Here is a 25,084-nt window from a genome sequence, read left to right as displayed (position 1 = left end):
TTTTTATCTCCTCTATATTTATTTTGATCTCTGACTATGGTAGTGTTTCTCGGTGTTGTGACAACCCCTATTAATAGTTTCCAGGTTATCCATATCTAGCCTACGCTCCCAACCACCCACGTCTCTTAACTCTACTTTGTGGTGTACCAGGTTCCCTTCATGTATTCTGCCTTCTCTCAAACACTTTTGACAAATATAGTTATCTCTACTCAAGACTGCTAACCTTGTCTGTCTCCATTCCTTACTTTTATAAAAGTCTGCTATTTCTTTATTTGTCTTACCGTTTTGCTGCTGTACATTATTTGTGCGCACGTTCTTGTTATAGTCTTTTGCTGACTGTGCTTTATGCGCTGTACAGTAGCGATTGCCTATGTCTACCAGCTCTCTACAACCGCCATACTCACAACGTCTTCTCATTTAGCCACCTTCTTCTGATACCACTTAACGCTGGCTTTCCTTCTTTGTTTAATCTCACATATGCTGCGACCGTTTACATTAAATTTCTTGCTACCGCTATATCTAACATACATCTGCTTTTTACATATCTTTTGTCTATTCCTTGTGTCATAAGCTATAAAAGGCTCGTTACAATTTTGGCATAACTTCCACCTGTTACTGTTTTTAACCAAGTAAGATACGCTCACCCCATGCTCTTTCTCAAACTCTCCTACAATCTCTTTAAAGAAAATCTGTTGTCTGAAGCTTTCAAAGTCTTGTTTTAAGTCTTCTTCGTCAACGTAATAGTCTTGTGCGAAAAACTTTACTAGGTAGAGAGCTAACTCGTTAGCTAACTCTCTTTGTTTCTCCTTTTCTAAGTCTAAAAATTTATTAATAGTAAACACTCCCTAACCTGTCTAGCTCTGCGATCAGTAGACTGTCGTCACCGTAAAATACGTTGTTCTTTAAGTCCTGACCATAAAACTCGTCTTCAGTTACATTTTTCTTGCCGTATTCCTTAGTTTTATAAATGTACTTGCTATGTTTAGAAATATTGTCTGTATACTCACGTGAGTCTTCTTTGATCCCAAGAGCGTTGTAAATAAGTGTGTCGCCCAATTCGTAAAGCACTTGAGCCACGTCTGTACACTCAATGTTGAAAATGTTAGCTGTTCTGTACTCTAGTTCGCCCAATAGGGTGGTGAAAGTTAGGGGCGCAACCACGTCTTCATTGAATAAACTGAAACTCTCGCACTCTTGGGACAGTATGATAAGCGCCGACTCTAATAAGTCTATGTACGTTTTATAATTTATGTTTAATAATTGCATTGTCTGCGCTATGTTTAGTTCCAAGTTGTAACGAATGAATAGCAGCTTACGTTGGTCGCCTGTTAGATAGTCGCTACAAAGTGCGTTATCAAGGTCGAGTAAAATGTATTTAAATTGTGGTTCGTCTTTAATTCTGTGATAGTTCTCAAGAAGTATCTCAATACTTTCTTTTGTGTAATTGATTTCTAGTAAATTATTTGTCATTAAACACCAACTCCCATATATTCAAAACTCCAACCCGATTTACTCTTTCCTTTTGTCTTAATAATTCCTCTAATGTTGCTTGGGGCGTTATAGCCGTATACAAAATTTGAAGCTTCTTTAACTGAATCAAATTCAATAACTTCGCTGCCATTCGTTGCACGTATAGGCTTTTTAAGCTTTTCTCCTACACGTTTGTTTCTTGTACCATGATTTATATTTTCTTTTTGTGTACTCCACTCTAAGTTGACTACACGATTGTCTCTTTTAACTTCGTTGATATGGTTAACTGTTCCCTTATTTTCTGGGTTAGGAATAAATGCTAAAGCAACTAATCTGTGTACCTGGTACCATTTAAGGTTGCCTTCGTGATCCTTGAGACCAATCTTTATATAGCCGTCTTTATCTTTAGAACCACTAAGAATTTTTGGGTTGCTGGTAACAAAGCTTTTAACTCGTCCAAGACTGCTTACCTCATATAAGCCTTCATGTCCTGGCACTGGTCGCCACTCTTCTAGTGAGTTAATCTTTCTTGTAAGTTTTACGTATAAAATAATATTTGCTACTAAATTTTGCATAATTGTCATTCTCCTTAGTTTTAATTGTTGATTTAAAGCCTGTTTCGTGATATGCTATTAATAGGGAAGTCCAGACCTATTTTTCGTTTTTTAAAATAAAATTAGCGATCCTTTCTTCTAACTCTTGCGCCTTTAGTTCCTCTTCTTCAGCCACTTCATTTATCCTTTTCATACTCTCCATAAAGTCTTTCTTTAACTGTCTTTGTAGTCTCCATTTAGTAATTAATTTTTTCATATTACTGCACCCTCTCTGAATAGTTTTAAAAATTGTCTAAAGCCTTCTTCACCGAACACCTTAACCATGTGGTCATAATGCCGATCGTCCTCAAAGTATTCCAGGACTATTAATCTATCTAATTCTGTAGGCGCATAATTTTCGCCAAACTCTTCTTTGAGTAATCGTCTTGCACGACTAACTAACTGTTTAGTATTTCTTTTCTGCTGTTTAATAATTTTCTTTTTGTTCATACCTCTTCACTCCTAATAAATTTAGTAGAATACTTATTACACTTTTTTGTCACGATACCATTTGTAGAACTTCTAGCTTGCGATCCAGCCTATAAGTTTCTAAATTATTTCTTTCCATAGACTTCTTAACACTCTCCATACTGTGCGCAATATTTTGAACCGTATCAACAAACTTAGCTTCTTTTTCACTAATTTCTTCTGAACCAAAGATATATGAATTTAAGAAAGAAAGCATAAACTTATTAAACTCTTTCTTACTCATTAATACTGAAAATAGAGTATCGTGTAATTCGTCAATTTGACCTTTTTCAAAACGATCTTGAAGCGCTTGTGCTGACGTCACCATACGTTCATATAGATTTTTCTTGCACTGCACCTGGTCGCCAACTGAATCTTTGAACTGCGAATTATCATAGAAGTGTAGCAATTCATAAGCATATTTATAGCCTAATTCGTCCAGACAAGCGTTTTCTACCTTTCTTTTAATTTTGTAGTATAAAACACCGTCATTTCTGTACTTGTCCTCTAAACGCTTTTTAAGTGCCTTATATTCGATATACTCTTCTTCAGTAATATCTTGGTTAGCAGAGTTTTTGTAGCTTACTTCATAGTTAGCTTCCTCTAAAACCTTATTTAACACACCCACAAGCTGTCTAATTCTGTAATTAAAGAATCGGTATTCTATATTGTAGTAAGCACCTCTGATTTTATATGCTTGAGTTTCAGCCAATCTATCACCGTCTAAAAAGTCCTCATAATTTTGCATAGTTTCTAAATCAGCATTTTCAAAGAAAGCCTTTCTAATATGAGCGATCTTTGACTTTTCTTCTCTGGTTAGCCCAAGAGAGCGGTAAATAAGTGTAGTTTTAGTTGTGGCGCTTCCCACTTGCTGATAGATAAAGCTTTTAAATAATTCAATTTCTGCTGTCCAATCAATAGCGTGGCGCCCCACATTTGCGTACTGGTTATATTCACTTTCCACCTCTCTTGGGTTTTCTAATATAAAACGTGGTTCTTGACCCCTTTTACCAGCAATATATTCGACTGTTTCATATACGTGTTCTAACTGTGCAATCACTGACTTTTTAACATTGACTCTCATTTTTTTCGCTTTAATAATTGAGTCCTTTGTTGATTGTTCTAATAAATTTGTTTTCAATAACTCTGATAGTGTAATTTCCATTTCTATACCCCTTCCTTATTGGTACACATCTTTTTTTCTTATTAGTAAAAGATAATATAATAATAAGAAACAATGTTGTGTACCAATTAATTTACTTGTTCAAAAACCGAACCCCCTAACGCACGTTGTAGCTACGCTAAACGTTTGTTCTCACCCCATGAGCAAGCTCATGTTGTGACACTCACTGATCATTTAAAAAATTTTCAACTTTAGCTAAATACTTATCTGAATAATCAATGCGTCCTTTAACCCACTTTGTAAAATGCTGATAGTTTACATTTAATTCTTTTGCTACTACCTTTAGTTCTGGATAATAGTTTTCTTCTCTCCACTTATTGAAGCGTTTTCTAACTTCGCTATTCATTTAAACCCCTTCCTTCTACACAACTAGAGTTGTGTCTTGAGTGTAAAAAAATAAATTTCTTGTTCTTTTATAATAATATTATAACATAATTTTAATATTTTGTCAAGTTGAGTACCACCAAACGAGCTTTTTGTCAACCCAAAACACTTAATTTATTAAGAAAACCTTTAGATAATAGTGCTTTGGGCGACATATATTTTATTAAAGCCCCATTTTGTAGTCTACAACTGCTCTATATTGACTGTTATACTCTTCTAATTGACGTTGAAGCGTCTGTAACTGTTTCAATTCAATAAACTCCTCACCAGTTAGTTGACCTTTCAGTTGCTTATCGATTAGTTTCTCATATGTTTCTGTAACGTAAGTAACTACTTCTTTGATTTCCATTATTATCCTCTCCCCTTCATTGTTAGTGAAAACTGCCATATATAAATTATTCATTTTTGTCCTAGAACTCAATTCTGCTTAAAAAGTAATATCGACCAATTAGAACAGCTTCAGCTTCGTCTTGGGTAACTTTGATATTAAATACTTCAGCAACCTTTTCTTGTGCTAGTTTTTTGTAGGTGGCTCTGTTTGTAGCTCTAATATCATTTTTAGCTCGCCAGCGTTGAACGTGAACGATCTCGTATTTAATACCTCTCTCTTCTAGTGTGACCTGTAAAACGCCTAATAATGCAGATAGCAGCTTGAACGTCTGAGCATTTCTTTGTTGCTGTGTGTCCTCTAGTAATACAAACACTGGCTCATACTCTTCTAACAACTCTACTAATTTATCCTTATTGCCTAAAAGTGTGCCACCAGAATATTTTCCAGTTGCTACCAATTCCTTTGTTTCTTTGTTATATACCGAATAACCTGTAGTTCCACTTAGTGCTTGATCTAAAGCTAATATAGTTTTCATACTGAACTACTCCCTTCGTAGTTAGTACAAATACTGATAAGTAAATGAACAAAAATTGACCAAAGCACTAAATGGACAAAAAATTATAATTCATGTTTTTGAGTTTTTAAGTAAATTGTAAGAGAGAAAGGAAAAGTTTAATCCGCCGCTCCTACTCCCACCTACGGTGCCAGCCACCCTTTACGGTAGACCTCCAAAACCAGTCGGTCTACCTAAAGAGAATTTCGCCCCCCCCCGCTTTTGCCAAAAATGCCGATCCATAAATAACAGTAGTTATATAACAAAAAAGCCCCAAGAGAGCAGGGAAAAGTATGTATATATTAATTGTGGGCGCACTTAATTTATTAGGCGCCCCTAAATTTTATGTTTATTTGCGTATTTAGTGTGCTGTGTACAGTACGCTGCGTGCAAAGTACAGTATGCTGTACGGTATAAAGTACGTGTGTTTTTAGTGTGTTTACTGTAAAGTTGGGCGCTCACTTACCTACTCTCTCTTGGGCTTTATATGTAAAGTACGTAGTGTACAGTTAGGTGTGTAGTCGTACAGCACACCACGCAAACCGCTATAGATTAGCATTTTCGAGAGTACCAATAACAAATTATCTGTCAATCTGCCTATACTTTAGATAATTTGTTATTGGTACTTCCGATAGGTATAGGCAGAGAATTATCTGAGTACCGAACCCTTTTTGCTACAGTCGAAAATTAAGCCCTAAAATTGCTTGTGAGACGTTTTTTGATCCAGCAGTATAATTTGTAAACCTTGATATTAAAACGTTTCTGGGGCGCTGTGAGAGCCTTGAAATTGAAAGTATGGGCAGAGAATTATCTGACTAAAGGCAGAGTTTTATCTGTACCGAACCCTTTTTGCTACACCCAAAATTAGCCCCTAAAATCGCTTCTAAGGCGTTTTAAATTGAAACTGGATAATTTACCGAAAAATAAATTAAAACGTCTGTGGGGTGAAAATAGGGGGCAAAAATGACCTGTGGGTTTGACCTTGAACTTGAAATTGACTTGTGATATTTGCGTGTGTGTACGCGCGTTTTTTTTTATATATTTTTTATAGATCTTTTTAGAACCCTTTTTAGGGGTCGCTTGAGCCTTAGAGCCACAAGGGGTACAGCGTGGTACTAATAACAAATTATCTGACTACCAATAACTTTTTATCTGACTACTAATAACAAATTATCTGACTACCAATAACAAATTATCTGTGTACTAATAACTTTTTATCTGCAAGCTACTAAAAACATTTGATTACTGTTTGTTATTGGTCTATAATAAGGTGGTCAAGGAGGGATATTGGTGGATAAAAAAACAGAAATATCAGTTAAGTATAAGAATGAATTGAACTTAATACCACTTAAAAACTTTAATGCTAAACAAATGGATCTCTTTTTTGCCTTGTGTGCGAGAATGAAAGACAAGGGACTACAAAAGATTAGGTTTTCATTTGAAGAGTTAAAAGACTTGAGTGATTACAAAATGACAGCTGTTGACGCCTTTGTAGGTGATTTAGAGAAGCTTTATAAGAATATGATAAACCTTACATATAGAACAGAGGACAGTAGAGCTATTCAATACTTTGTTTTATTTACTGGGTTTAAGATAGACAAGTCTGAGCATTACGTAGAAATTAGTGTAAACCCCGACTTAGAATATGTTATAAATGGTTTAACAGCTGAATTTAGTAGTTTCCAGTTGTCAGCGCTAACTAATTTGCGTTCTGTTTATGCTAAAACTCTATTTCGTCTTTTAATGCAATTTAAATCTACTGGCTACTATGTAGTAAAAGTTGAAGACTTTAGAGATTTGTTGGGTATTCCAGATAGCTATCAAATGTATAATATAGATCAAAGGGTTTTAAAGCCTTCAATAAAAGAACTTTCAAATTACTTCACCGATTTAGAAGTTGCCAAAATTAAAGCTAAAAAAGGTAATAAGGTAGCTAAATTGCAGTTTACTTTCTCTGGTATTAAAACAGAAACTAAGCCTAAAATACCTATGCACAACTGGTTAGAAGGTGAATGACCCCATGAATAAAACTATTTTAGAGTTCGCCAAAGAGAATGGACTTACAAAGAGTGGGGTACGCTATCACCTATCTAAGCTAGGGATCGAACCAAGTAAAGAGAACGGCACCTATATACTTAATAGTGATCAACAAGCTTTATTGCTGGAAAGTATAGGTAAGCCCCAAGAGGAAAGCGAAAGTAAGTCTAAGGTGGGGCGCTTTGAAGAAACTACCAGCGAGTCCGCACTTTTGGTTTTACACAATGAGCAAATAGAGCAGCTAAAGTCTCAAATTAATTATTTACAAGGCGCACTTCAAAAAGAGCAAGAGTTAGTTGCCAGGGAACAAAGTTTAAGATTAGCCGAACATGAAAAGTATTTGAAGCTTGAAGCTGAACTTAATAAAAAAACAAATAAGTGGTGGCACTTCTGGAAAAATTCACAATCTTAGCCAAAATTAAGTTGGCGGTAAATAAGGGTTTAATTTTGGTTTTCACCTAGACCAATTATTTTTCACAAACTTTAACCAAAAAATACCTGGTACTGCTATTACTTGGTATACTGCACATTATGTAAACTAAACTTTTATATAACAATTTATGGTATAATCTGACTTGGCAACTTGCCCCCAAAGGGGGTGTGTTACTTTGTTTGAACAGATTATAACGTTGATCGTCGCACCTATCTTTGTAGGGCTAGTCCTAGAACTAGCTTCTTATTGGTTAGATAAGAAAGACGACGATTGAAAGCAAGTTGCTTTCTAACCCACACGCTCACCGTCGCAATGAGTGTACAAAAAAAAGCCCTACCTACTCGCAATAGGTGGGGCTTTTGTGTTACTTTGAAGAACAGATTATAACGTCTCGCAAACATATTATAGCATATTTTAGGCTCTTTTTCAAAGCAGAGAAGGTGGCGCTTACTTATTTACCTTGCTCTTGGGCGCCTTAGTTGGTAAAATGTTTTTGTATACTAAATAAAAAATTACAAAGGGGTAATTACCTATGGCAGAGCCTAAAGAAAAAGAAGTTGTTTCATTTAACCAACCAAAAAAAGTTGCTGACAAACCAGCTGAATCAGCTCCAAAACGTCGTAAAGCATACAGTAGCAAAATCGGCAACTATACTTACCGTCAAGTATTACTTAAATTAAACACTTTTAAACGTGGTACTGGTCAAAATACAGTTACGCTTGAAGTTAAACGCTTAGGTAACTTTTCTGAAACTTGGTTAAACTATGGATCAGAAAGCATTCTATTACAAGACTCTGTTTCTTCATACGACCAAAGCTTACAAGACGCTTCTTTATTACGTCGCTACTTGTTAGACAGAGACTTTAAAGTGTATATCAAAACTGAAGACTAAAAAAAGAGACCCCAATTAAGGGGTCTTTTTTTTATACTACAGCTACATATCTGCGAACACCGCTATAACTAATATAGCTTAACCATACATAGCCACCAGCTGTTACTTTGCTGTCATAGTTGAAACCTTGACCTTTATTGTAACTACCAACGATAGCTGAACCAGTTGAAGCACTGCTTCTAATGTTGGTTCCTACTGTGACGGTATAATAGCCACTGTTAGGTAGGTCTGAACCTTTAAGTTTTTTAGAAGGTACAGAAGGTTTAGCTGGCGTTGGTTTAGGGGTGGACGGTTTAGCATTAGTATAGCCAAAAACATTTAACAAAGCATTTACGCCCTTATCCATATTAGCCAAAAGTTTTTTAACGTCATTTGAGTTACTAATAAAAGCCCACTCAATCAATAAAGTGCGTCCTCTTGAGTTACGCAAAACGTAAAAGTCCGCAGTAGGCTTAGAACCTCTGTTTACAATACCTAGTGCGTCAGCTAAAGCTTTAGACAATTGATCAGCCTTAGCTTTAGAAACAGCGTCACCAGCCCAATACCAAACCTCTACACCTGTAGCGCCTGGACCAGCCGAATTTAAATGGTTTGAAATATGCCAGTCTGTGCCTACAGAGTTCATTTTAGCAACGATATTAGCTAGGTTGCCGTTTACACTTGTACCAGCATTGTCTGTTGCGTCTAAAGCACCTGTAGCTTTAACTATCTTAGCGTTAATTTGGCGTGCAATATCTGTTTCTTGATAACCATTACCGATTGCGCCTGGATCCGCCCAACGTCCATTAGTTCTGTTTCCACCATGTCCTGCGTGTGAAGTTTTTATTTGTCCCATATTAATTCTCTCCTTTTTTCTATTTACAAAAAAGACGCCCAATAGAAAGGGGCGCCCTAGTTTTGTCTATTTATTTGTTTTCGTCTTGCTCTTGGGTCTCGTCGTCGTGTTTAGTTTCTATCTCTTTGAAATACTTAGCTAAAGACGCTGGTACGTTAATACCAAGGAAGTTTAAGTTCTCTAAAATAGAGAGTCCTTCTTGTCCGATAAGAGTAAATGTAATTGCTGTTTGCACGATCGTTGCGCCACCGAATAGAACGACGTCTACAAAGTGAGCCAAAATCAAAACGATCCAAACCCCAACCTTGCCAATGATTTCTAGCTTTAGTTCTGAACTATTTAGCTTTCCTTGCTTGGCGTGCTTTAGTACAACAGATATAAGGTCTAGTAGTTGTACAACTAAAAAAATGGTTAAGGTAATCGACCAGGCTCCAAATAGAAACCCAATTAGTCCACCTAATGCTGATAAATAATTTAAGTTCATGCTGTTTCTCCATTCCTAATTTTTCGCCCCCAATAAAAAATGTAGCTACCAATGATTGATAACTACACCTTATTTTTTTTAATTTCTTCAACTGCAACGGTTAATTCGTCAATTTGCTTTTTCATATATACAATAATACTATCTTTATCTTCTACCCAAATACCTTGTTTAGAATCCCATCTAGGAAATAAAAGTTCTTCTGATGGGGCAACATAAACAATTCCTTCTCCTAAAGGAAGACCTTCTGGTACTTCCCAAACTTTATAAAATAAACCAGTTTTTTCATCTTTCATTTCTTGCGGTAAGTATACTGTTATCATTATATTTTCTCTCCTTTTTTGTTGTTATGCAATTCTTCTAAAAGTATAGACAGTAGCATATGGCTGTAAATTATTATGGGCTTGATCTCCACCAAAGTTAATATTAAAGGAGTTGTAAGAAGAAGCTCCTGTAGAACTTGCGTTTGTATGGTATTTGTTGTCGATTTTATCCCCACTTGTAATAATACCAGTAGCTGAACTTAGGCTAGTACCAATAGATCCAGCTCCATGGAATAATTGACTACCACCCAATTTAGGCAATTCTGAAGGTGTTAATCTATGTGTTTTTTCTCCACCTGTTTTTCCAGGAGTTGAGAAATCAGTATCACTTTCATCTAGACCCACTAAAACTTGACCTTTAGCATATCTCTCCCATGTTCCACCCATAAAAGTACTAGGGTTTGCTGGGTTTGTGCTTTGATAAATAGTACCAACTGGATAAAAAGTATTAAGTAGACTTTTACCCATCATGTAAATCATATCTCCTACATCTAATGCTCCATGACCTTCTTCATACATTTTGCCAATTCCAACACCGACGTCTTTGTACAAGTCCATTAGTACCGCATTTGTTGAAACTGATCCTTGAACGTCAACACTAGAAAACTTATCTGTAACAGTTACTAAAAAGTCGTAAGAAGAATCTACAGCAAAGCCTGTTAGTGTCAAGTTAGCCGAACTGTTTGTTTCTGTCTTCACTGTCGTCCAATCTGAAGCCGATCCTTTTTTGTATTTAGTTACGACTGTGTAACTATTCTTTTCAGTTGATCCATTCTTTAAACTTGAAGTTAAAATACTCTTAGTTAGCTGAATCGTAGTTGCTGGATTGGATAGGCGAGTTACTCCAAAATTACCTATATTAGGTGGTGAGTAACTTTGTATGTTGATCGTAGCGTTAGAAGAATTTGTTCTACCTCTGTTATCAGTAACCGTAGCTGTCGCTGTAACGTTACCTGTGCCAATGTTTACACTAGCTAAATCAATTTCAATAACTGAAGTCTTACTAGTGAAAGTGAGACCGCCTACAGTAAGCTTGTAGTCTTTAATTGCAGAGCCGTATGCTATCGCTGTGTTAATGGTGTAAGTTGGTCTTGACATACCTTGTACATATAACGTATTTGAACCCATTACACTTGTTACATTACTGTTTTTATCTGTAACAGAAATACTTGATATAGTAGGCGTATAGGCATTCGTATTAGGCAAAGTAAATTTAATATTGGTCTTTTCAGCTGTTCCTACTTTAGTTGATCCGTTATAGGTAACAACTCTTAAAAGACCAACACCGCTAGTATTATTCGATATTTGACTGGCAAAATCGCTACCCTTTGGGATAGGGAAAAAGTTAGTACCGATCGGACAGTTTGTTTGTAGAGTAACTAATTTATTACCGAATAACATCTCTAAATCTGCCCTAAAGCCAGAACCATTTGCATTAATAAAAACTGTCATTGCTGAATCAAAAGTATAACTATTGGTGTTAGTTATAAACGTGTACGCCCTCGGAATCTTGTTCAGCGAGAAACTTACTGTATTGTTAATCGTTCCTGCTGATATGCCAGTAGGAAAGTTTACACCGATTGAAAAAGTCTTGTCACCAGAAGCATTGTGGTTTAGTCTAGCTGAATGACTACCGATCAATTGAGAATTTTTGTTTCTTAAATCAAAGGTTGTTGCTCTTTCTGATCTGTTGCCGTCTATGTTGATCAATAGAGTGTTGTTTGTTGCATTCCAAGGTGAAGCTGATCCACTCTTTTGAATATAGACGTCTGTTTTTATATCACTGTAATTACCAGCTGTGTTTTGGGTTGCAGACCAGTTGACCTGCAACCACAAATAGCTGACATTACTGTTTATTCTGAAGCTACCACTTAATGCCATATTTGAACCTCTCCCCTGTTTGTTTTATCCATTTATCCATTGGAATACTGTGTGATTAGCGTTTAATTTGACCATTTTATGTTGACCCACTTGAAGGCTGTCTACAATAGCACCTCTGTTAATGTAGAAAGACTGTTTAGAGAAGTAAGCAACTACTTCACCACCGTCTGTAAAAGATAGTTTGTCTTTTGATAACAGCATTTTCATTGGGTCGCCCTTAGCACCGATCAACAAACCTTCCTCACCTAACTTGATATGAGTATCTAAAAAGTTATATGTTGCCAGCTTGTCTCCTAAGTTTTGAACCAAGAGAGCTGATCTAGCGTCTAGTGCTTCTAAATCTGACTGGTACTGACCGCCCTCACTTATGAACGCTTCATAACTATTTTTTAGTGACTCGGCTAGGTCTCGTATATCTTTGGCTTCTTGTTCTGTTACCCTGTTACCTATTTCTTCCCAAATATCACTCTTGTCATTTTCATAAGAACCATTGTCAACTTTATCTTTAAGACCTAAGTCGGCAAGAGCTTGAGTATATTCTGGTGAAATTGTCCAGGTAAAGTCTGAAGGGTTCATAGTATTTTGAACGCCTACCCCAACATATTGTGGAACAGACAAAAGTTTGTTGTCTTGCTGGTTTGACGTCCACGTAGTTACATTGCTACCTAACTCTAATTTTTCTCTGCTCCATTGAATAGTCTTAGTAGACGTCTGAGCGGTAGCGAACCTTAATACTCTAAAACTAATTGTAGTTGTATCGGTTGGAATTGAAAAAGTAACTTTTGCCAAACCGCTTTTACCAGCTGGGATACGATTACTAGCCTTGTCTTCATAGCTACCATTTGGGGCGCCTGGTCTTGAAAGTCGAACATAAATCAAAGCTTCTGCGTCACTTGGGGCTGTTATATAAGCTGAGTAAGTATAATTAGTAGAAAACTCTAGCTGTGGTGGCGTTTGTGTAGCATTTGTAGCTCTAGTTCCGTCAAACCAACCAGTACCACTTGCTGACTGAACTTCATTACTTGTGCCTAATAATAGATTTTCATTAGGATAAACATCAGTCATATCGACTAACCCATTAGGGTCATTAGACCAGCGCTGATAAGTTACTGCGTCTTCTAGTGCTGGCTTCCAATCTGAAGCTTTTGTACCTGTTTCAATCATTACATTTTTAACAGTTGGTATTCTTCCACTATCATACGTTCCATAAAAAGCTAATAATGCTCTAGTTTCTGTTGAATTAGCTTGTAAGGTTGGTTTAAATGTAATGCTGTATCGTTGGTATGTTTTTGTAGCTTGGATATTTGTAGTTCCAATATTGTATTTGCTTCCTGATCCATTTTGGGCGTATATTTGGATATTTCCAGCAACCTTAGATTTAAGATCAAATGATATTGTATAAAATTTATCAATTCCATATGTATCAAAAATTGGCGCCATATCCCAATTAGGGTTATTTACAAACTCTCTACTTGCCGTAATTTCTTTTTCAGAACCCTTAAAATAATTACGCCCACCAATCTCTAAACCTTCAGCACTTTCAATAATAGGGATAGTTACTTCGTCTACTAATACTGAAGTACCGCCAGCTTGATACATTCTAGCTTTAATAAATTTAACGTCTGCTGGCACCGTATAAGTATATGCAGATTGATTAGCTGAAGAACTATATTTACTTGAATAATTTACGCCGTCTACTGAAGTTAAAATATTGAATCGACCAGCATATAAACCAGCGTTAGCTGTACCTGTTTTTGAATAACCTGTGAACGTTACTTTAGTTGGGTTTAGGACTTTAGTAGTCGATATTTGAATAGCATTCACACTAGGCGTCACCCAATAGGAAGTAGCTGAGTCTCCTGTGTTTCCTTTGGCGCCTGGTTCACCCATTTTTGATACGCTATAACCTGTTTCGTTAGTGTCGTCTGTGTAGCTCCATGTTGTCTTAGTCCACAAGTATGAGCCACTAGCCACTGTTGGGACTGAAGCCGTCCAACCTGTCGTTGGTGGTGTAGTGCCGCTCGTTGATCCGGCGTATTGAATCGACGTTTCCTTAATTCCTACGCCGTCCTTACCAGCAATACCATCTTTACCTGTATTACCGTCTTTACCAATACGAGATACCGTAAAGCCGCTTTCTGAAGTTCCGTCAGTATAAGCCCAAGTTGTTTTAGTCCATAAATAGTTACCAGCTGGTACTACTGGAATGCTTGTAGACCACCCTGTAGTTGGCGCTACTGTACCATTTGTCGAACCTGCATAAATAATGCTTGTTGATTTAATACCGATACCATCTTTACCTGCGATACCGTCTGATCCTTTAGTACCCATTCTTGCAACAGAGTAGCCAATTTCGCTTGTGTTATCTGTATAAGTCCAGGTTGTTTTAGTCCACAAGAAGTTACCGTCTGCGACTGAAGGGATCGAAAGAGTCCAGCCATTTGTAGGGGCTGTTACGCCATTTGCTGAACCTGCATAAGTGACAGTTGTAGATTTTAAGCCTACGCCGTCCTTACCAGCTATACCGTCCTTACCGTCGTTACCGTCTGCTCCAATTCTAGCGACACTGTAACCAATTTCGCTTGAGTTATCTGTGTACGTCCATACAGTTCTAGTCCATAGAAAGTTTCCTGGTGTAACTGTAGGCACTGAACTTTGCCAGCCTGTAGTTGGGGCGGTTATTCCACTAGTAGAACTTGCGTATCTAATAACGGTTTCTTTTAGTCCTACACCGTCTTTACCTGCAATACCATCTTTACCGTCAGCACCCTTAGCACCCATTTTAGCGACTGAATAGCCGTCTTCTTTTGTGCCGTCTGTGTACGTCCAAGTAGTTTTAGTCCAAAGGTAATTGCCTTCTGCAACAGCTGGAATGCTTGTAGACCAGCCTGTAGTTGGTTTAGTTGTACCGTTAGTTGATCCAGTGTATTGAATTAAGGTATCTGAAATACCAACTCCGTCTTTACCAGCTACGCCATCATTACCATCATTACCGTCTTTGGCAATGTATGAAACTGTATAGCCATTTTCTACAGTGTTGTCAGTATATGTCCATTGCGTTTTAGTCCATAAATACTTTCCTTTTTCAAGTGTAGGAACCTGGTTAGTCCAACCGCTTGAAGGTGTATCTGTAGGACTTGTTGAAATAGCATAAGTAATTGTGGTCGTTTTAACACCAAGACCATCTTTACCTGCAAGTCCGTCTAGTCCTTTATCACCATAAACACCAATTACTCTCTTACTTGTTTCAGAAGTCGTATTGTCTGTATAAGTGATAATATCGTAGTTCCATAAATACTTAGTTTCTTCAGTAATTCTAGGTGGCGTATCTACCCAACTAGTAGGTGGTGTAACATTTGATTTACTTACTGCGTACTTATTAGTAATATTTTTGATACCTAAACCATTTGATCCGTCGTCAACGTTGAATATAGTTACTTCTTGTACATTCTTTACGTTTCCATAAGTATCAATTACTTCAAAGCGATAAACAGCCTTTTCTACAATATCTGAAGCTGAAACAGTTAGTTCAGTGCTTGATTTAACAAAACTATCGTCTTTGTACCAGCTAATTGAAACCTTATCTGTTATGTCAGCATTGTTTGATAAAACTCTAGCCTTTAAAACTGTGCTACCTTTTCCGTTTTTGAAGGAAGTACCGTTAGTTGTAATAATGCTAGTAGTGTATTGAATTTTCTCTTTGATAATATCGTTCATTTTAGCAATTAGTTCTGCTGAAATTTCTGACTGAACTTCTTTAACATTGGAAAAAGTTGTCTCATTTGAACTAGGGTCAGTCATAGAGATACGTTGGGAATTAATGCGTGCTTCCAAGAGTAGCGTAGGTTTATAACCGTTGTCGTGTACGGAAATAGTGTCCCCAATGTTAGCGTCTATGTAGCCCTCAATAGTCCAGGTTACGGCTGGCGTAGATAATTCGTCTCTTAGTTTAGCCAGAGCATTGCCGCATAAAGTAGCTTGAGACTCGTACTCTGTCGCCCAATCGTAGACCGTCCATCTGTCCGCTTTATTAATTAGGTTTGAAGGGTATAACTCTCTTGCTCTTGGGGCATAAATCATTCCGTTTTTTAAGTAAAATAATGTTTCTCCGTCTTCGTCTTTAACGTCGTTCATTGTATAGTTGTTTAAGTTTAGCCCATCTTTGCCCACAGGGCGTATAGCTGTAAACAAGTTCATAATGTCGCTTGATTTTTTAACTGTAGTGATCTCTTCGCCAAAATAAAATACTTCGCTAGACTTATTTTCTCCTATGCCTTGATTTTTGCTGTCATTGGCTCTATAAACATTGATCTCTAGTCTTTCTAAAGAGCCATTGTCAGCTAGAATAGTTTTAAACTCAATTTCAGCGTTAAACAGTTTTGCGAGACTGAATAGTCTTTCTAGCATAGTTTGTTGAGAGTCAAATGTGTGTGATATTTTTTTGTCTGAAACCTCGTTGATATTCAACGTAAGAATTTTTTCACCATCAAAAGCATTTAGGTATTGTGCGAAAGTTAATGACGTGCCAGAAAAAGGCGCTTTAGTCTCATTGTTTAGTTCTAATACTAATGACCATGCTGTAATAGTAATAACATCTTCGTCTTCGTCACTCTTCACAATAATCATATGATAGTCTTCTGATTTATAGGTAAAAGAAAGAGAGTTACCATTTACTAGCAACTCTCGGTAATTATTTTCGTCTAACACTGATAAAGTCAAAATACTTACTTTACCTTCTAAGAACAACTCAATTGAATCATTGAAGTAGTCATAAAGAACACCTACTTGGTTGTCTCTGTTGTCTCTAATTGAGATAGTTGGCGCTTTTAAATTCATCAAATATAAGCCTCCCTAAGATATAGTTTTACACTTGGTATTGGCGTACTAAAATCTGAATAATAGAATTGTACTTTTGTCTCACCGTTGGCTAGTTTAAAATACTCCGTTCCTTTAAGTTGATCGCTGTAACGTACCAAGTTGTTTACGTAAGGTGTTTTAGTTTCAGTTTCGATTGAAATTACGTCACCTTTCGCATAACGATTAGGAACGTCTTTCCAGTACGGAACTTTTGTCTTTGTAAATGCCAAGTTATTAAGGTACATATGAGATACCTTTTGTTTAACTTCTGCACTTCTGTTGTAGTATTGACCTACAAAAAATTGTAAAGTCTTTGCTTCTGTGTCTGCTAACTCTGGAATAGTGAAAGTAAAGTATTTGCCGTACCAGAAAAAGCGTATGTCTGATCCTTCTTTTCTAATGTCAAAGGGGTTTCTTCCACTGTTTTTAGCTTCAGAGCCATAAGGGTTATTTTTTAGCCAGTAAGAAGGCGTAAAATTAATATTTTTTATAACTCTACTTGATCCTTTACCGTTACCTACCAGGAAGCTAACAAAGGCTTTGTTACCAACGGTATCATTCTTTTCTATTGCCATTCCTGCAATTAAGTTATTATTCTTATCAATTACTGTTAATGCCCACTCACCAGTTTGTCCCATTACTCCTGTTTCAAACCATGCTTGCGCCCATAAATACCAGTTTTTAGAAGTTTCTGATAGAGTTTTCTGTTTAATAGCACCAAACCATGAGCTATTAGTTACGTTAGTAAATGAGTTAGGAAAGCGACCTAAGCCATAAGTGCTGTCAGCAATCATAGTTGTAACAGGTCTTTTATTTGGGTTCTCGTAAAATACAGCGCCGTCTTCCCAATCAGAAAAATTACCATTCTTGTTAGAAGCTAAAATAACACTTTTTTCTGCTATTACTCCGTCTGCTTCTTCACGTTTACCAAACTCCATAACGCCATTCTCTGAAACAATTCCAAAATATCCGTTATCATGGTTCATTGTTGCTTGAACCCTAAAATCAGATAAGGCGGTACCTTGACTGTCTACGATCACTTCTAAAATGCCGTCAGCGTTTACTTTAGGTACAAACTCTTTTTCTACAACGGAATATCCTAGTCCATCTGGTACCAGGAACTCTATTTCTGTGATAGCTGTTTTGTTTCCTAAAAATTGGATCTCTGAAGTTCCTTGAAAAAGAACATTGTAATAAATATTTGGGTCTTGACTGTCCCACAATTTAACTACTTCATTTGAGTCAAAGTATTTAGCTATTGCACGTTTTAAATCATTGATATTATAGATTTTTGTATTTTGTAGTTGTTCCATAGTAAACAAAATACTGTATTTAATTGTTTTTGAATTGTACTCAACAGATTTAACTTTATCGCCATATGCGCTTGGTATCGCTTGAGTGTTGATTGACTTAGATAAAAGTTGCTCTGATTTTTTAGTTATATAAAATAATTCCTTACTAGACTTGCCGTCTAAGGTAATATATCTATCTTGATAAAAACTCATTTTTTATTATTCCCCTCTCTTTTAGTCTCATAAAAAGGTATTATTTCTGATAGCCGTAAAAAAAAAGAGAGGACTAATTGTCCTCTCCTTAGTTGTTGAAACCTAACCTTTTATTGTGGATCATATTTGTTTCTTTCCTAGTTATCTCAAGTTGTCTATTGACCTTTTTACTATCCAGATAAACGTTGCTATCCTTTCTTAGAATAGATAGTAACAATGAGTTTTGTTCAGTTAAGAGTGCTATAATTTCGCTTTGGTCGTTTGTTTGTACATTACTTTGAATAATTACACCGTCATTATCTCCCATAATTCGTTTAGTTTTTGATAATAGTTGCATAGCTCGTGAGCGTTTCGCCTTATCTAAAGGAATAACCACTTCTGGTTTGTTTCCTTCTCCAACCATTGCTAAATGCTGTCTGGTAATGAAACCACCATTTGCATAACCAACACCTCTATAAGCGTTTGTCAGTGAGCCGTAACGGCTTCTAGCGTATCTGATTGAAGCTAAAATGTTTGATAATGGGTCATAAATGTTAGTGTTGTAGCCTTTGCGTGCATATGCTCTAAAGGTTGGGTCAATAACTTGCATAAGCCCTTTTGAAGGTGTACCGTTTTTAGCGTTAATGTCCCAATTATTAATAGCATATGGGTTTCCGTTTGACTCTGTGCGCATTTGGTTCATTAGAGCGTTTAGATTGGCTGTACTGTATTGTCCTTCCATTTGAAGGGCTTGGCTTGCGATTGAACGCCATCTCTCTACTGAATTGGAATAAGTCTTACCAGTTGCCTTAACGACGTCTGAAGCGCCCAAGAGACCGTTAATGTGTACGTGGTCATAGTGGTCGTTTGGCGCCCATGATTTCCAAACGCTGTCTTTACCTGTGCCACTGAAGCCACTGCGGTCTTTAACACGTCCGTTTGTAATAACGTAAGCTACTTGTGAGCGAAACTTATTAAATACCCAATCAGCAATATTTTTATTTTTAGCCGAACCATTCATAGAACTTGGTAAAGCAATGTCTATTGCTTGTCTACGCCCATGATAGTAAGGGTCGCCAGCTCTGTAGCCACTTGTAATACGTAAACCACTGCCAAACTGTGCAATAGCACTATCAGCAATATCTCTTAGGTATTTGTATACGCCCCAACTCTTATCTGTTGAGCCATCAAACACCCCACCTTGGTCATTGGCACTAAATAAATCTTTGACCCAACCAAACATAGCGTCTTTAGCCTTACCGACTAAACCTTTACCAGCGTCTAGTGCAAAATGACTAGCGTCTCCAAAGTTTACAAATTTAGATAAAGCAATATCGACCAATTTAGAAGGGTTTGAAACAAAGTCCCAAACGTTCGATACTTTTTCTTTAGCCCATTTACCCATATTGCCGACAAAGTTTTTAGTGTTTTCCCACCAGCTAGTACCGTTTTTATAAGCAAAGGTTGGTTTAGCTCTACCCATTGCCAAAGCTGTGTCTCGTGCGTTCATTACGTGCATACCTTTAGGGGCGTTAGGAATTAATACGTTCCTTCCTCTTGGGATAAACGATTGACCATTAGGCATGATCACCATTTCAGCGCCATTACCGTCATTGACTAAGGCATTACCGCCCTTATGTCCGCCACGTGGTGTACCTTTGGCATAGCTTTCGTCTGGTTGCCACGTTGGTAACTCTTTGGCGCCAAACTTTGTAAGTACCCAATTGGCACCACCAATAACCATGTTTACAGGTTTCTTGATAACTTGTTGAGCCTTTTTAAACATAGATTTAAATGCGTCTACTACTTTACCAGCGTTTTTAGAAATACCTTCAGCAATTTTGCCAGGAACTTCTTTCATACGATCAACTAAAGTAGTAATACCGTCAGAGAAGAATTGCTTAATGCTGTCCCACATTGAACTAAACTTTTTAGGTATATCTTGAACAAAGCCAACTACATAGCTAGTAATTTTGCCTACTAGGTTAGTTCTAAAGATACTTGTGAGAAAATCAATAGCGCCAGTAAATATTGACTTAACGCCGTCCCACACTTTTTTCCAATCACCAGTAAATACACCAATGAAAACGTCTAGTAAGCCTTTAACAATTGTGAAGAATGCTTGTGTTTGGTTTTTGATAATGTCCCAAGCAAATTTAACTGTCTCTGCAATACCTTTAAATATTAATTTGAACAAATTCAAAGTCTTATCTAAAAATGGACTGATTAAGTCCCAAATGAACCCTAGTACATTACTTATTGCTTCGATAAATTGAGCGCCGTTTTCGTCCCACCACTCTTTAATAGCGGTAGTAAAGTCTCTGAATGCACCCATAACTTCGTCAATCGCTGGTTTTAGGTATTCGTTGTATACTTTTGTTGCAAAGTTTTTAACCGAATCTAAAATACTGTCGATCATATTTCTAAATGGTTCAATGTTTTTATAAGCGAGTACAAAAGCCCCAATAAGTAAGCCTATACCAGCAATAGCTAATGTAATTGGACTCGTTAGAACCCCTACAGCTGTACCTAGTGCTGCTAAAATACCACTAAAAATACCAGCTGGAATAAGTGCAATAGTAAAAGCTGTACCCAAGAGAGCCAGGGTACCTAATAATACGCCCAACCCTAATTTAGTCGCTGTTGGGAACTTCTCAAACAAATTATTTATAACGTCTGTAACTTGAGATTTAATGCCGCTCATTCCTTCAGCAAAAGGTGTTAGACCAGATTTTAGATTACGTTTTAACGCTTCCCAAGGTGAGCTATTTGAAATTGCGCTGTTCACATCGTCTGAAGTTCCTTGCACATCTTTATATTTGTCATTGACTTTAGTAAGTCCTAGTACCATTTTAAGTGAACTGTCTTCCCCAAGAGACCCAAACATGACTGAAGCCGCTGCCGCTTTATCTGTTTGGTTTTCCATGTTGTTTATGTCTTTTACAACTGCGTCAAACATTTCACTTGCTGAAGCGCCACCTGTTTTGTACTCTTCAAACAACCTTTGTGTATCATCTGATAGTAAGCCCATGTTGTCAGAAATCGTTCCGTCGTCTAGTCTCGTTGTAAATTCGTTCATTAAGTCATTTACTCTATCTAAGTTGTAGGCTCCACCGTCTAGGGCGTTGTTCATCATTCCAAACATGTCGTTAGCACTGTAACCAGCTTGATTAAAGATTGGGGCAAATTCGCTTATCTGATCTGCTAAATCACCGCTGAAGTTTAAACCATTTTGCGCCCCTTTATTCATTAGGTCGAAAGCGTCAACTGAAGTAATTTTAAACTCGTTCATTAGGGTACGTGCGCCCTTGATAGACTCATTAATATCAGTGTCAGTAGCTTTTGAGAATGTTAATGCTCGTGCCGTCATGTCTTCTAATTCTTTACCACTCAAGTCTGGCATTAGTTGTTTTACTGCTGTTAGTGCTTGTTGAACTTCTTCAACGTCTTCACCATAGCCCTTAGCATATACGTTTGCTACGTTGGTCTGAACTTCAGAAACGTCTACACCACTACCAAGTTGGGCTTTTAGTGTATTGTATTGCTCACTAGCTTCGTTAATATTATCAATAATGTTGCCGACCATATCTTTAACTTTTTCAAGTCCTTCAGTAGCAAAGTCAGCCATTAAGGCACCCTGGAAAATTCCAACACTATCACTAGAATTATCAAAAGTATCAGCTGCTTTTTTAGTGCTGTCTCTTAAAGCTTCTAGCTGCTTGTCAGTAATGTCAGACTGATTTTCTAAGCTTTGTAATGATTGTTCAGCCTTTTTAACTTGGGTAGAGCTGGCGCCGAACTCACTGGATAGCTTACTTACCGCTTCCTTTTGGGCTTTAATTGATTCGTTTAATAAATCTTGTTGCTTTTCAAGTCCTTTTTGTTTTGCTTCAAACGCACCAGCTTCGTCGCCAGCGTCCTTTAACGCCTTAACTTGCTGATTTGTTTGTTTCTCATTTTCTTTTAATGCGTCAGAGAGCGATTCTACGCCACTTTCAGCATAAGCTAGTTGCTCCTTGGTCTTTTGAAGCTGACTATTGTACCCATTATATTTAGCAGTTGCGTCGTTTATTGCTTTTTGGGTATTAGCGATCGCTGCTTCATTTCTATTTTCAGCTTTTTCTTGCTCTTCTAAACGCTTTTTAAGTAATTTAATTTTAGCGTCGTAGTCGCTAGTTACGCTGGTTAGGTCTTTTTGCTTTTGTGACAAAGCTTCAACGCTATTTTTACTACTGTCAAAAGCTTTTAAATTTGCTTTCATACTTGATTCATTGACTTTGATATGTTTATTTAGTTGATCTAAATTTTTAATCGACTCGTCAATACCTTCTAAGCTGATACCCAATTTAATATTTCCGATTGGTTTGTTATCCGCCATATTCTCACGTCCTTATATTTTTATTCAAAAAAAAAGAGACCTAAAGACCCATTTAATAAAGGTCTCTAGGTCTGCTTATTCAAAACTTTCGCCTATTGAAGCAAAAAATTCTTCTCCACTCATACGTTGGTCGTCTGATCCATTTTCGTCTACTTCGCTAAATAAGTGTAGTAAATAAAAATAATCAACGTCTTCAATATCATTTAACTTCCAGCCATTGCCAATAAGCTGCTTGTATAGCTGGTCTAGCTGCTTGTTTGCTTCTTCAAAGGTTAAGCTTGGCTCAATGTCGGCTGCGCCGTCTGCTTTCCCATGTCCGCCACTTGCTCTAGTACACCTTGAAGTGTTGGGAAAAGTTCTTCAGCTGTTAAACCGTCTAAGATAGCGTCAAAGTTTACTTCTGGGTTAGCAAATAAATCGGCTACTAAAACGATCATTTCGTCTAGCATTTCTACTTCTGTAATTTCAGCGTCGCCTTTATCAACTTTTTCCATTTTCGTATAGAACTGCAACATTTGACGCATTGCACGTGCGCTTACTTCTTTTTGTTTAAAGGTTTTTGTTTTACCTTCAATTTTTAATTTTAATTCGATCATTATTACATGCCCCTTTGTTTTTATTATTTTGCAAAATATTAAAAGAAAAGAGTTGACTGTTAAGCCAACTCTTCATTTGCTACTTCTTTGATTACTTCAGCTAGTTTCATAGCCGTACTAGCTTGGCTTGTTACTTTACGTTGTTTACTTTTTTAATAAATACGTCTTCTGTAACTGTCTCTGATTGAACTGCTGTCATGTAAGCATAGCCACGAGTGTCAGCAATAAATGTACCAGTCGTTGCAACCGTTTTAGGGTCTGCTTTACCTTCAGATTTAGTTGCTAATTCAATATCTGGGTGAGCAAATTTACCTTTTGTTAAACCAAAGTATAAGTCTTTTCCTTGAGCATTTTCAGAAACTAACACCAATGAAGTGTAAGCTGGCGCTGTGTCAGCTCCTACGATAGAAATGCCGTCTTCTGCTTGTACACCAAATAGTTTAGCGTATAAGCCTTCAACTGATTGTAAGTCGAATACTGTCAAGTCTACTGAAATGTTCCCTACGCCTTTTTGATATACGAAAAATGGAATGTCTGAAGCGTCAACAGTAGTTGCTTCGTTAGCAATACCACTAATTTTAGCGTCGATTGTTCCGCCTTGAGTTTTGTCTACGATAAATTGTTCTTCGCCGATCGTAAAAATCGCTTTTTTAAATCCAATATTAGCCATTTGTTTTTTCTCCTTTTTGAGTAAATTAAAAAGAGCCTTTAAAAAAGACTCTTCTAAAATTCGATATTTATTGTTGCTGAGTATCGTTTAATGATTCTTTTTGCACCCTCAATGTCTGGGTCGTCTGTTTGTTCGCTGTAAATACATTCCCAATCGTTCGCCCTCATTAATGAATCTAGGGAATAGTAGTATTTGTCTACTTCGTCCAGGCTGTCTACCCATACGTCTACTTGCGTAACAAACTGAATACTCCAGGGGTTATCTGAAGCTTTATTTGTATAGTTACTTTGAATCTCTACTATTCGCCCAAGAGGGTAGGTAGGTTTAGTTAGCGCCGAATTAGGTACGCTATTTGTATAAAAGTCTATCTCTGTTTCTTTCAAAACGTCATAAACTAAACTAACCGCTGTTTTCATAAAGCACCCCCTAGAGCCTTTGTAATTATTTCTACTACTTCTTGTTCTACTTGAGTTTGAGTCTTTTGTACGAAACCCTGGGGTCTCTGTTTGATAGTGCCAAACTCGATAAAGTGAATACGCCAGGCAACTTCTTTATCAAAACCAACCTCTGCCATGCCGTCTTTGACGCCAGACTTAACAACGTGATTTTTAGCGTGATCAGTTCCTTCTTTGCTCTTGGGCGTATTCTTTTCTAACTGGTTTGCTACCAATTTAGTAGCTTCAGTAATTGCTTCTTTTTCAGCTTTCCTTATGGTCTTCTGAACTTTTTTAATTCCGTTAGTTACTTCACTTGAGTCGATATAAGCCATAGTTACACCAACCTTGCCGATATAACCGTAAAGTCTTGACCGAAAACACCTTTTGAATAGTCAACAATTTCATATACTTCGTTATTCCATTTGATTTTCATATTTGTGTTAATGTCAAAATCTTGCTTGTATCTAATAATGATTGAAACAGTACCTTCTAAGACAGTCCCAACAGTAGCAACCTTGTCTTTAAACATTTGCTCTTTGAAACACGCCCAAACAGTAGCTACTTCAACTTCTACGGTTTTAACTTGTCCTCGATCGTCTTTAACCGTTTGCTTTTCAAAAAAGCTAACTCGCTCACGTAAGTCGCTGATTTTAATAAGAGCCATAATTAAACACCTCGTAACTGAGTAATAATACTTTGTACACCGAATGGTATTTCAGAAGTGCTGGCACCCTCATTTGAACGACTTTCATACCAACTACCAACCAAAAGGGCGGTAGCTAATTTAAAGCGAGCGTC

General features: G+C 37.0%; 27 protein-coding genes. 4 read left to right on the top strand and 23 right to left on the bottom strand.

Annotated elements, in window-relative coordinates; all coding sequences use genetic code 11:
• Positions 1–18 precede the first annotated feature (18 nt).
• From IGI77_RS17740 to IGI77_RS17695, 10 genes are all read right to left on the bottom strand, one after another.
• Complete coding sequence (locus IGI77_RS17740) at positions 19–417, bottom strand: HNH endonuclease (protein WP_438770608.1); 399 nt, start codon at positions 415–417, stop codon at positions 19–21.
• Positions 414–842: a hypothetical protein gene (locus IGI77_RS17735; RefSeq protein ID WP_438770606.1), complete on the bottom strand. Its 429-nt coding sequence runs from the start codon at positions 840–842 to the stop codon at positions 414–416. The genes IGI77_RS17740 and IGI77_RS17735 overlap by 4 nt, the downstream gene beginning before the upstream one ends.
• A complete protein-coding gene (locus tag IGI77_RS17730) occupies positions 829–1,470 on the bottom strand; it encodes a hypothetical protein (protein ID WP_438770604.1) in 642 nt (213 codons plus the stop codon). The genes IGI77_RS17735 and IGI77_RS17730 overlap by 14 nt, the downstream gene beginning before the upstream one ends.
• Positions 1,470–2,045: an NUMOD4 domain-containing protein gene (locus IGI77_RS17725; RefSeq protein ID WP_438770602.1), complete on the bottom strand. Its 576-nt coding sequence runs from the start codon at positions 2,043–2,045 to the stop codon at positions 1,470–1,472. The genes IGI77_RS17730 and IGI77_RS17725 overlap by 1 nt, the downstream gene beginning before the upstream one ends.
• 76 nt (positions 2,046–2,121) lie before the next feature.
• Complete coding sequence (locus IGI77_RS17720; protein ID WP_438770600.1) at positions 2,122–2,280, bottom strand: hypothetical protein; 159 nt, start codon at positions 2,278–2,280, stop codon at positions 2,122–2,124.
• Positions 2,277–2,513: a hypothetical protein gene (locus IGI77_RS17715; RefSeq protein WP_438770598.1), complete on the bottom strand. Its 237-nt coding sequence runs from the start codon at positions 2,511–2,513 to the stop codon at positions 2,277–2,279. Before IGI77_RS17715 ends, IGI77_RS17720 begins: the two co-directional genes overlap by 4 nt.
• Positions 2,514–2,562: 49 nt before the next feature.
• Positions 2,563–3,696 carry a hypothetical protein gene (locus tag IGI77_RS17710; RefSeq protein WP_438770596.1) on the bottom strand — a complete coding sequence of 378 codons (1,134 nt, stop codon included), beginning with the start codon at positions 3,694–3,696 and terminating at the stop codon, positions 2,563–2,565.
• 181 nt (positions 3,697–3,877) lie between these two features.
• Positions 3,878–4,060, bottom strand: a complete 183-nt coding sequence (locus IGI77_RS17705) for a hypothetical protein (RefSeq protein WP_438770594.1) — start codon at positions 4,058–4,060, stop codon at positions 3,878–3,880.
• A 201-nt stretch (positions 4,061–4,261) separates the two neighbouring features.
• Positions 4,262–4,447 (bottom strand): hypothetical protein, encoded by a 186-nt coding sequence (locus IGI77_RS17700; protein ID WP_438770592.1) that lies wholly within the window; start codon positions 4,445–4,447, stop codon positions 4,262–4,264.
• Between the two features lie 61 nt (positions 4,448–4,508).
• On the bottom strand, positions 4,509–4,964 hold the full coding sequence (locus IGI77_RS17695) for a hypothetical protein (RefSeq protein ID WP_271814603.1): 456 nt from the start codon (positions 4,962–4,964) through the stop codon (positions 4,509–4,511).
• A 1,308-nt stretch (positions 4,965–6,272) separates the two neighbouring features.
• Between IGI77_RS17695 and IGI77_RS17690 the strand changes: the two genes are divergently transcribed.
• The 4 genes from IGI77_RS17690 to IGI77_RS17675 all read left to right on the top strand — a co-directional run bounded on the left by IGI77_RS17690 (position 6,273) and on the right by IGI77_RS17675 (position 8,344).
• Positions 6,273–6,998, top strand: coding sequence for a replication initiation protein (locus tag IGI77_RS17690; RefSeq protein ID WP_438770590.1), 726 nt, complete (start codon positions 6,273–6,275; stop codon positions 6,996–6,998).
• 4 nt (positions 6,999–7,002) lie between these two features.
• Positions 7,003–7,431, top strand: a complete 429-nt coding sequence (locus IGI77_RS17685; RefSeq protein WP_438770588.1) for a hypothetical protein — start codon at positions 7,003–7,005, stop codon at positions 7,429–7,431.
• A gap of 163 nt (positions 7,432–7,594) precedes the next feature.
• Positions 7,595–7,726, top strand: coding sequence for a type I toxin-antitoxin system Fst family toxin (locus IGI77_RS17680; protein ID WP_438770586.1), 132 nt, complete (start codon positions 7,595–7,597; stop codon positions 7,724–7,726).
• Between the two features lie 258 nt (positions 7,727–7,984).
• Entirely contained in the window at positions 7,985–8,344 is a 360-nt protein-coding gene (locus IGI77_RS17675) for a hypothetical protein (RefSeq protein WP_438770584.1), read from the top strand.
• A 31-nt stretch (positions 8,345–8,375) separates the two neighbouring features.
• Here IGI77_RS17675 and IGI77_RS17670 read toward each other — a convergent pair whose 3' ends face one another.
• From IGI77_RS17670 to IGI77_RS17610, 13 genes are all read right to left on the bottom strand, one after another.
• Complete coding sequence (locus IGI77_RS17670; protein WP_438770582.1) at positions 8,376–9,179, bottom strand: N-acetylmuramoyl-L-alanine amidase; 804 nt, start codon at positions 9,177–9,179, stop codon at positions 8,376–8,378.
• 70 nt (positions 9,180–9,249) lie between these two features.
• Positions 9,250–9,663: a phage holin family protein gene (locus tag IGI77_RS17665; RefSeq protein WP_438770580.1), complete on the bottom strand. Its 414-nt coding sequence runs from the start codon at positions 9,661–9,663 to the stop codon at positions 9,250–9,252.
• Between the two features lie 62 nt (positions 9,664–9,725).
• Positions 9,726–9,983 carry a hypothetical protein gene (locus IGI77_RS17660; protein WP_325832896.1) on the bottom strand — a complete coding sequence of 86 codons (258 nt, stop codon included), beginning with the start codon at positions 9,981–9,983 and terminating at the stop codon, positions 9,726–9,728.
• Positions 9,984–10,007: 24 nt separating this feature from the next.
• Positions 10,008–11,864 carry a DUF859 family phage minor structural protein gene (locus IGI77_RS17655; protein ID WP_438770578.1) on the bottom strand — a complete coding sequence of 619 codons (1,857 nt, stop codon included), beginning with the start codon at positions 11,862–11,864 and terminating at the stop codon, positions 10,008–10,010.
• A 24-nt stretch (positions 11,865–11,888) separates the two neighbouring features.
• Positions 11,889–16,700, bottom strand: a complete 4,812-nt coding sequence (locus IGI77_RS17650; RefSeq protein WP_438770576.1) for a hypothetical protein — start codon at positions 16,698–16,700, stop codon at positions 11,889–11,891.
• The gene (locus IGI77_RS17645; RefSeq protein WP_438770575.1) at positions 16,700–18,226 is read right to left on the bottom strand and encodes a distal tail protein Dit; all 1,527 of its coding nucleotides are present in this window, start codon (positions 18,224–18,226) and stop codon (positions 16,700–16,702) included. Before IGI77_RS17645 ends, IGI77_RS17650 begins: the two co-directional genes overlap by 1 nt.
• Positions 18,227–18,314: 88 nt before the next feature.
• Positions 18,315–22,583, bottom strand: coding sequence for a phage tail tape measure protein (locus tag IGI77_RS17640; protein ID WP_438770573.1), 4,269 nt, complete (start codon positions 22,581–22,583; stop codon positions 18,315–18,317).
• Between the two features lie 272 nt (positions 22,584–22,855).
• Entirely contained in the window at positions 22,856–23,179 is a 324-nt protein-coding gene (gene gpG / locus IGI77_RS17635) for a phage tail assembly chaperone G (RefSeq protein ID WP_438770571.1), read from the bottom strand.
• A gap of 130 nt (positions 23,180–23,309) precedes the next feature.
• The gene (locus tag IGI77_RS17630; RefSeq protein WP_413157895.1) at positions 23,310–23,849 is read right to left on the bottom strand and encodes a major tail protein; all 540 of its coding nucleotides are present in this window, start codon (positions 23,847–23,849) and stop codon (positions 23,310–23,312) included.
• Positions 23,850–23,902: 53 nt separating this feature from the next.
• Positions 23,903–24,265: a hypothetical protein gene (locus tag IGI77_RS17625; protein ID WP_438770568.1), complete on the bottom strand. Its 363-nt coding sequence runs from the start codon at positions 24,263–24,265 to the stop codon at positions 23,903–23,905.
• Positions 24,262–24,618 carry an HK97-gp10 family putative phage morphogenesis protein gene (locus IGI77_RS17620; RefSeq protein WP_438770566.1) on the bottom strand — a complete coding sequence of 119 codons (357 nt, stop codon included), beginning with the start codon at positions 24,616–24,618 and terminating at the stop codon, positions 24,262–24,264. Before IGI77_RS17620 ends, IGI77_RS17625 begins: the two co-directional genes overlap by 4 nt.
• Positions 24,619–24,620: 2 nt before the next feature.
• Entirely contained in the window at positions 24,621–24,950 is a 330-nt protein-coding gene (locus IGI77_RS17615; RefSeq protein ID WP_438770564.1) for a phage head closure protein, read from the bottom strand.
• Positions 24,951–24,952: 2 nt separating this feature from the next.
• Positions 24,953–25,084: head-tail connector protein (locus tag IGI77_RS17610; protein WP_438770619.1), on the bottom strand; the 132-nt coding region annotated here is incomplete at its 5' end.

The sequence above is a fragment of the Enterococcus sp. DIV0213h genome (assembly GCF_051711285.1).
Taxonomy (GTDB): Bacteria; Bacillota; Bacilli; order Lactobacillales; family Enterococcaceae; genus Enterococcus_D; species Enterococcus_D casseliflavus.
This window is presented reverse-complemented; position numbering and strand designations above follow the sequence as displayed.

What these genes read in the sequence shown, in the direction of transcription:
- IGI77_RS17715 (WP_438770598.1), bottom strand. Translation starts at nt 2,513, where the DNA reads ATGAACAAAAAGAAAATTATTAAACAGCAGAAAAGAAATACTAAACAG.
- IGI77_RS17665 (WP_438770580.1), bottom strand. Translation starts at nt 9,663, where the DNA reads ATGAACTTAAATTATTTATCAGCATTAGGTGGACTAATTGGGTTTCTA.
- IGI77_RS17710 (WP_438770596.1), bottom strand. Translation starts at nt 3,696, where the DNA reads ATGGAAATTACACTATCAGAGTTATTGAAAACAAATTTATTAGAACAA.
- IGI77_RS17655 (WP_438770578.1), bottom strand. Translation starts at nt 11,864, where the DNA reads ATGGCATTAAGTGGTAGCTTCAGAATAAACAGTAATGTCAGCTATTTG.
- IGI77_RS17660 (WP_325832896.1), bottom strand. Translation starts at nt 9,983, where the DNA reads ATGATAACAGTATACTTACCGCAAGAAATGAAAGATGAAAAAACTGGT.
- IGI77_RS17685 (WP_438770588.1), top strand. Translation starts at nt 7,003, where the DNA reads ATGAATAAAACTATTTTAGAGTTCGCCAAAGAGAATGGACTTACAAAG.
- gpG (WP_438770571.1), bottom strand. Translation starts at nt 23,179, where the DNA reads ATGATCGAATTAAAATTAAAAATTGAAGGTAAAACAAAAACCTTTAAA.
- IGI77_RS17630 (WP_413157895.1), bottom strand. Translation starts at nt 23,849, where the DNA reads ATGGCTAATATTGGATTTAAAAAAGCGATTTTTACGATCGGCGAAGAA.
- IGI77_RS17730 (WP_438770604.1), bottom strand. Translation starts at nt 1,470, where the DNA reads ATGACAAATAATTTACTAGAAATCAATTACACAAAAGAAAGTATTGAG.
- IGI77_RS17625 (WP_438770568.1), bottom strand. Translation starts at nt 24,265, where the DNA reads ATGAAAACAGCGGTTAGTTTAGTTTATGACGTTTTGAAAGAAACAGAG.
- IGI77_RS17725 (WP_438770602.1), bottom strand. Translation starts at nt 2,045, where the DNA reads ATGCAAAATTTAGTAGCAAATATTATTTTATACGTAAAACTTACAAGA.
- IGI77_RS17645 (WP_438770575.1), bottom strand. Translation starts at nt 18,226, where the DNA reads ATGAGTTTTTATCAAGATAGATATATTACCTTAGACGGCAAGTCTAGT.
- IGI77_RS17740 (WP_438770608.1), bottom strand. Translation starts at nt 417, where the DNA reads ATGAGAAGACGTTGTGAGTATGGCGGTTGTAGAGAGCTGGTAGACATA.
- IGI77_RS17705 (WP_438770594.1), bottom strand. Translation starts at nt 4,060, where the DNA reads ATGAATAGCGAAGTTAGAAAACGCTTCAATAAGTGGAGAGAAGAAAAC.
- IGI77_RS17700 (WP_438770592.1), bottom strand. Translation starts at nt 4,447, where the DNA reads ATGGAAATCAAAGAAGTAGTTACTTACGTTACAGAAACATATGAGAAA.
- IGI77_RS17675 (WP_438770584.1), top strand. Translation starts at nt 7,985, where the DNA reads ATGGCAGAGCCTAAAGAAAAAGAAGTTGTTTCATTTAACCAACCAAAA.
- IGI77_RS17650 (WP_438770576.1), bottom strand. Translation starts at nt 16,700, where the DNA reads ATGAATTTAAAAGCGCCAACTATCTCAATTAGAGACAACAGAGACAAC.
- IGI77_RS17720 (WP_438770600.1), bottom strand. Translation starts at nt 2,280, where the DNA reads ATGAAAAAATTAATTACTAAATGGAGACTACAAAGACAGTTAAAGAAA.
- IGI77_RS17695 (WP_271814603.1), bottom strand. Translation starts at nt 4,964, where the DNA reads ATGAAAACTATATTAGCTTTAGATCAAGCACTAAGTGGAACTACAGGT.
- IGI77_RS17620 (WP_438770566.1), bottom strand. Translation starts at nt 24,618, where the DNA reads ATGGCTTATATCGACTCAAGTGAAGTAACTAACGGAATTAAAAAAGTT.
- IGI77_RS17615 (WP_438770564.1), bottom strand. Translation starts at nt 24,950, where the DNA reads ATGGCTCTTATTAAAATCAGCGACTTACGTGAGCGAGTTAGCTTTTTT.
- IGI77_RS17670 (WP_438770582.1), bottom strand. Translation starts at nt 9,179, where the DNA reads ATGGGACAAATAAAAACTTCACACGCAGGACATGGTGGAAACAGAACT.
- IGI77_RS17640 (WP_438770573.1), bottom strand. Translation starts at nt 22,583, where the DNA reads ATGGCGGATAACAAACCAATCGGAAATATTAAATTGGGTATCAGCTTA.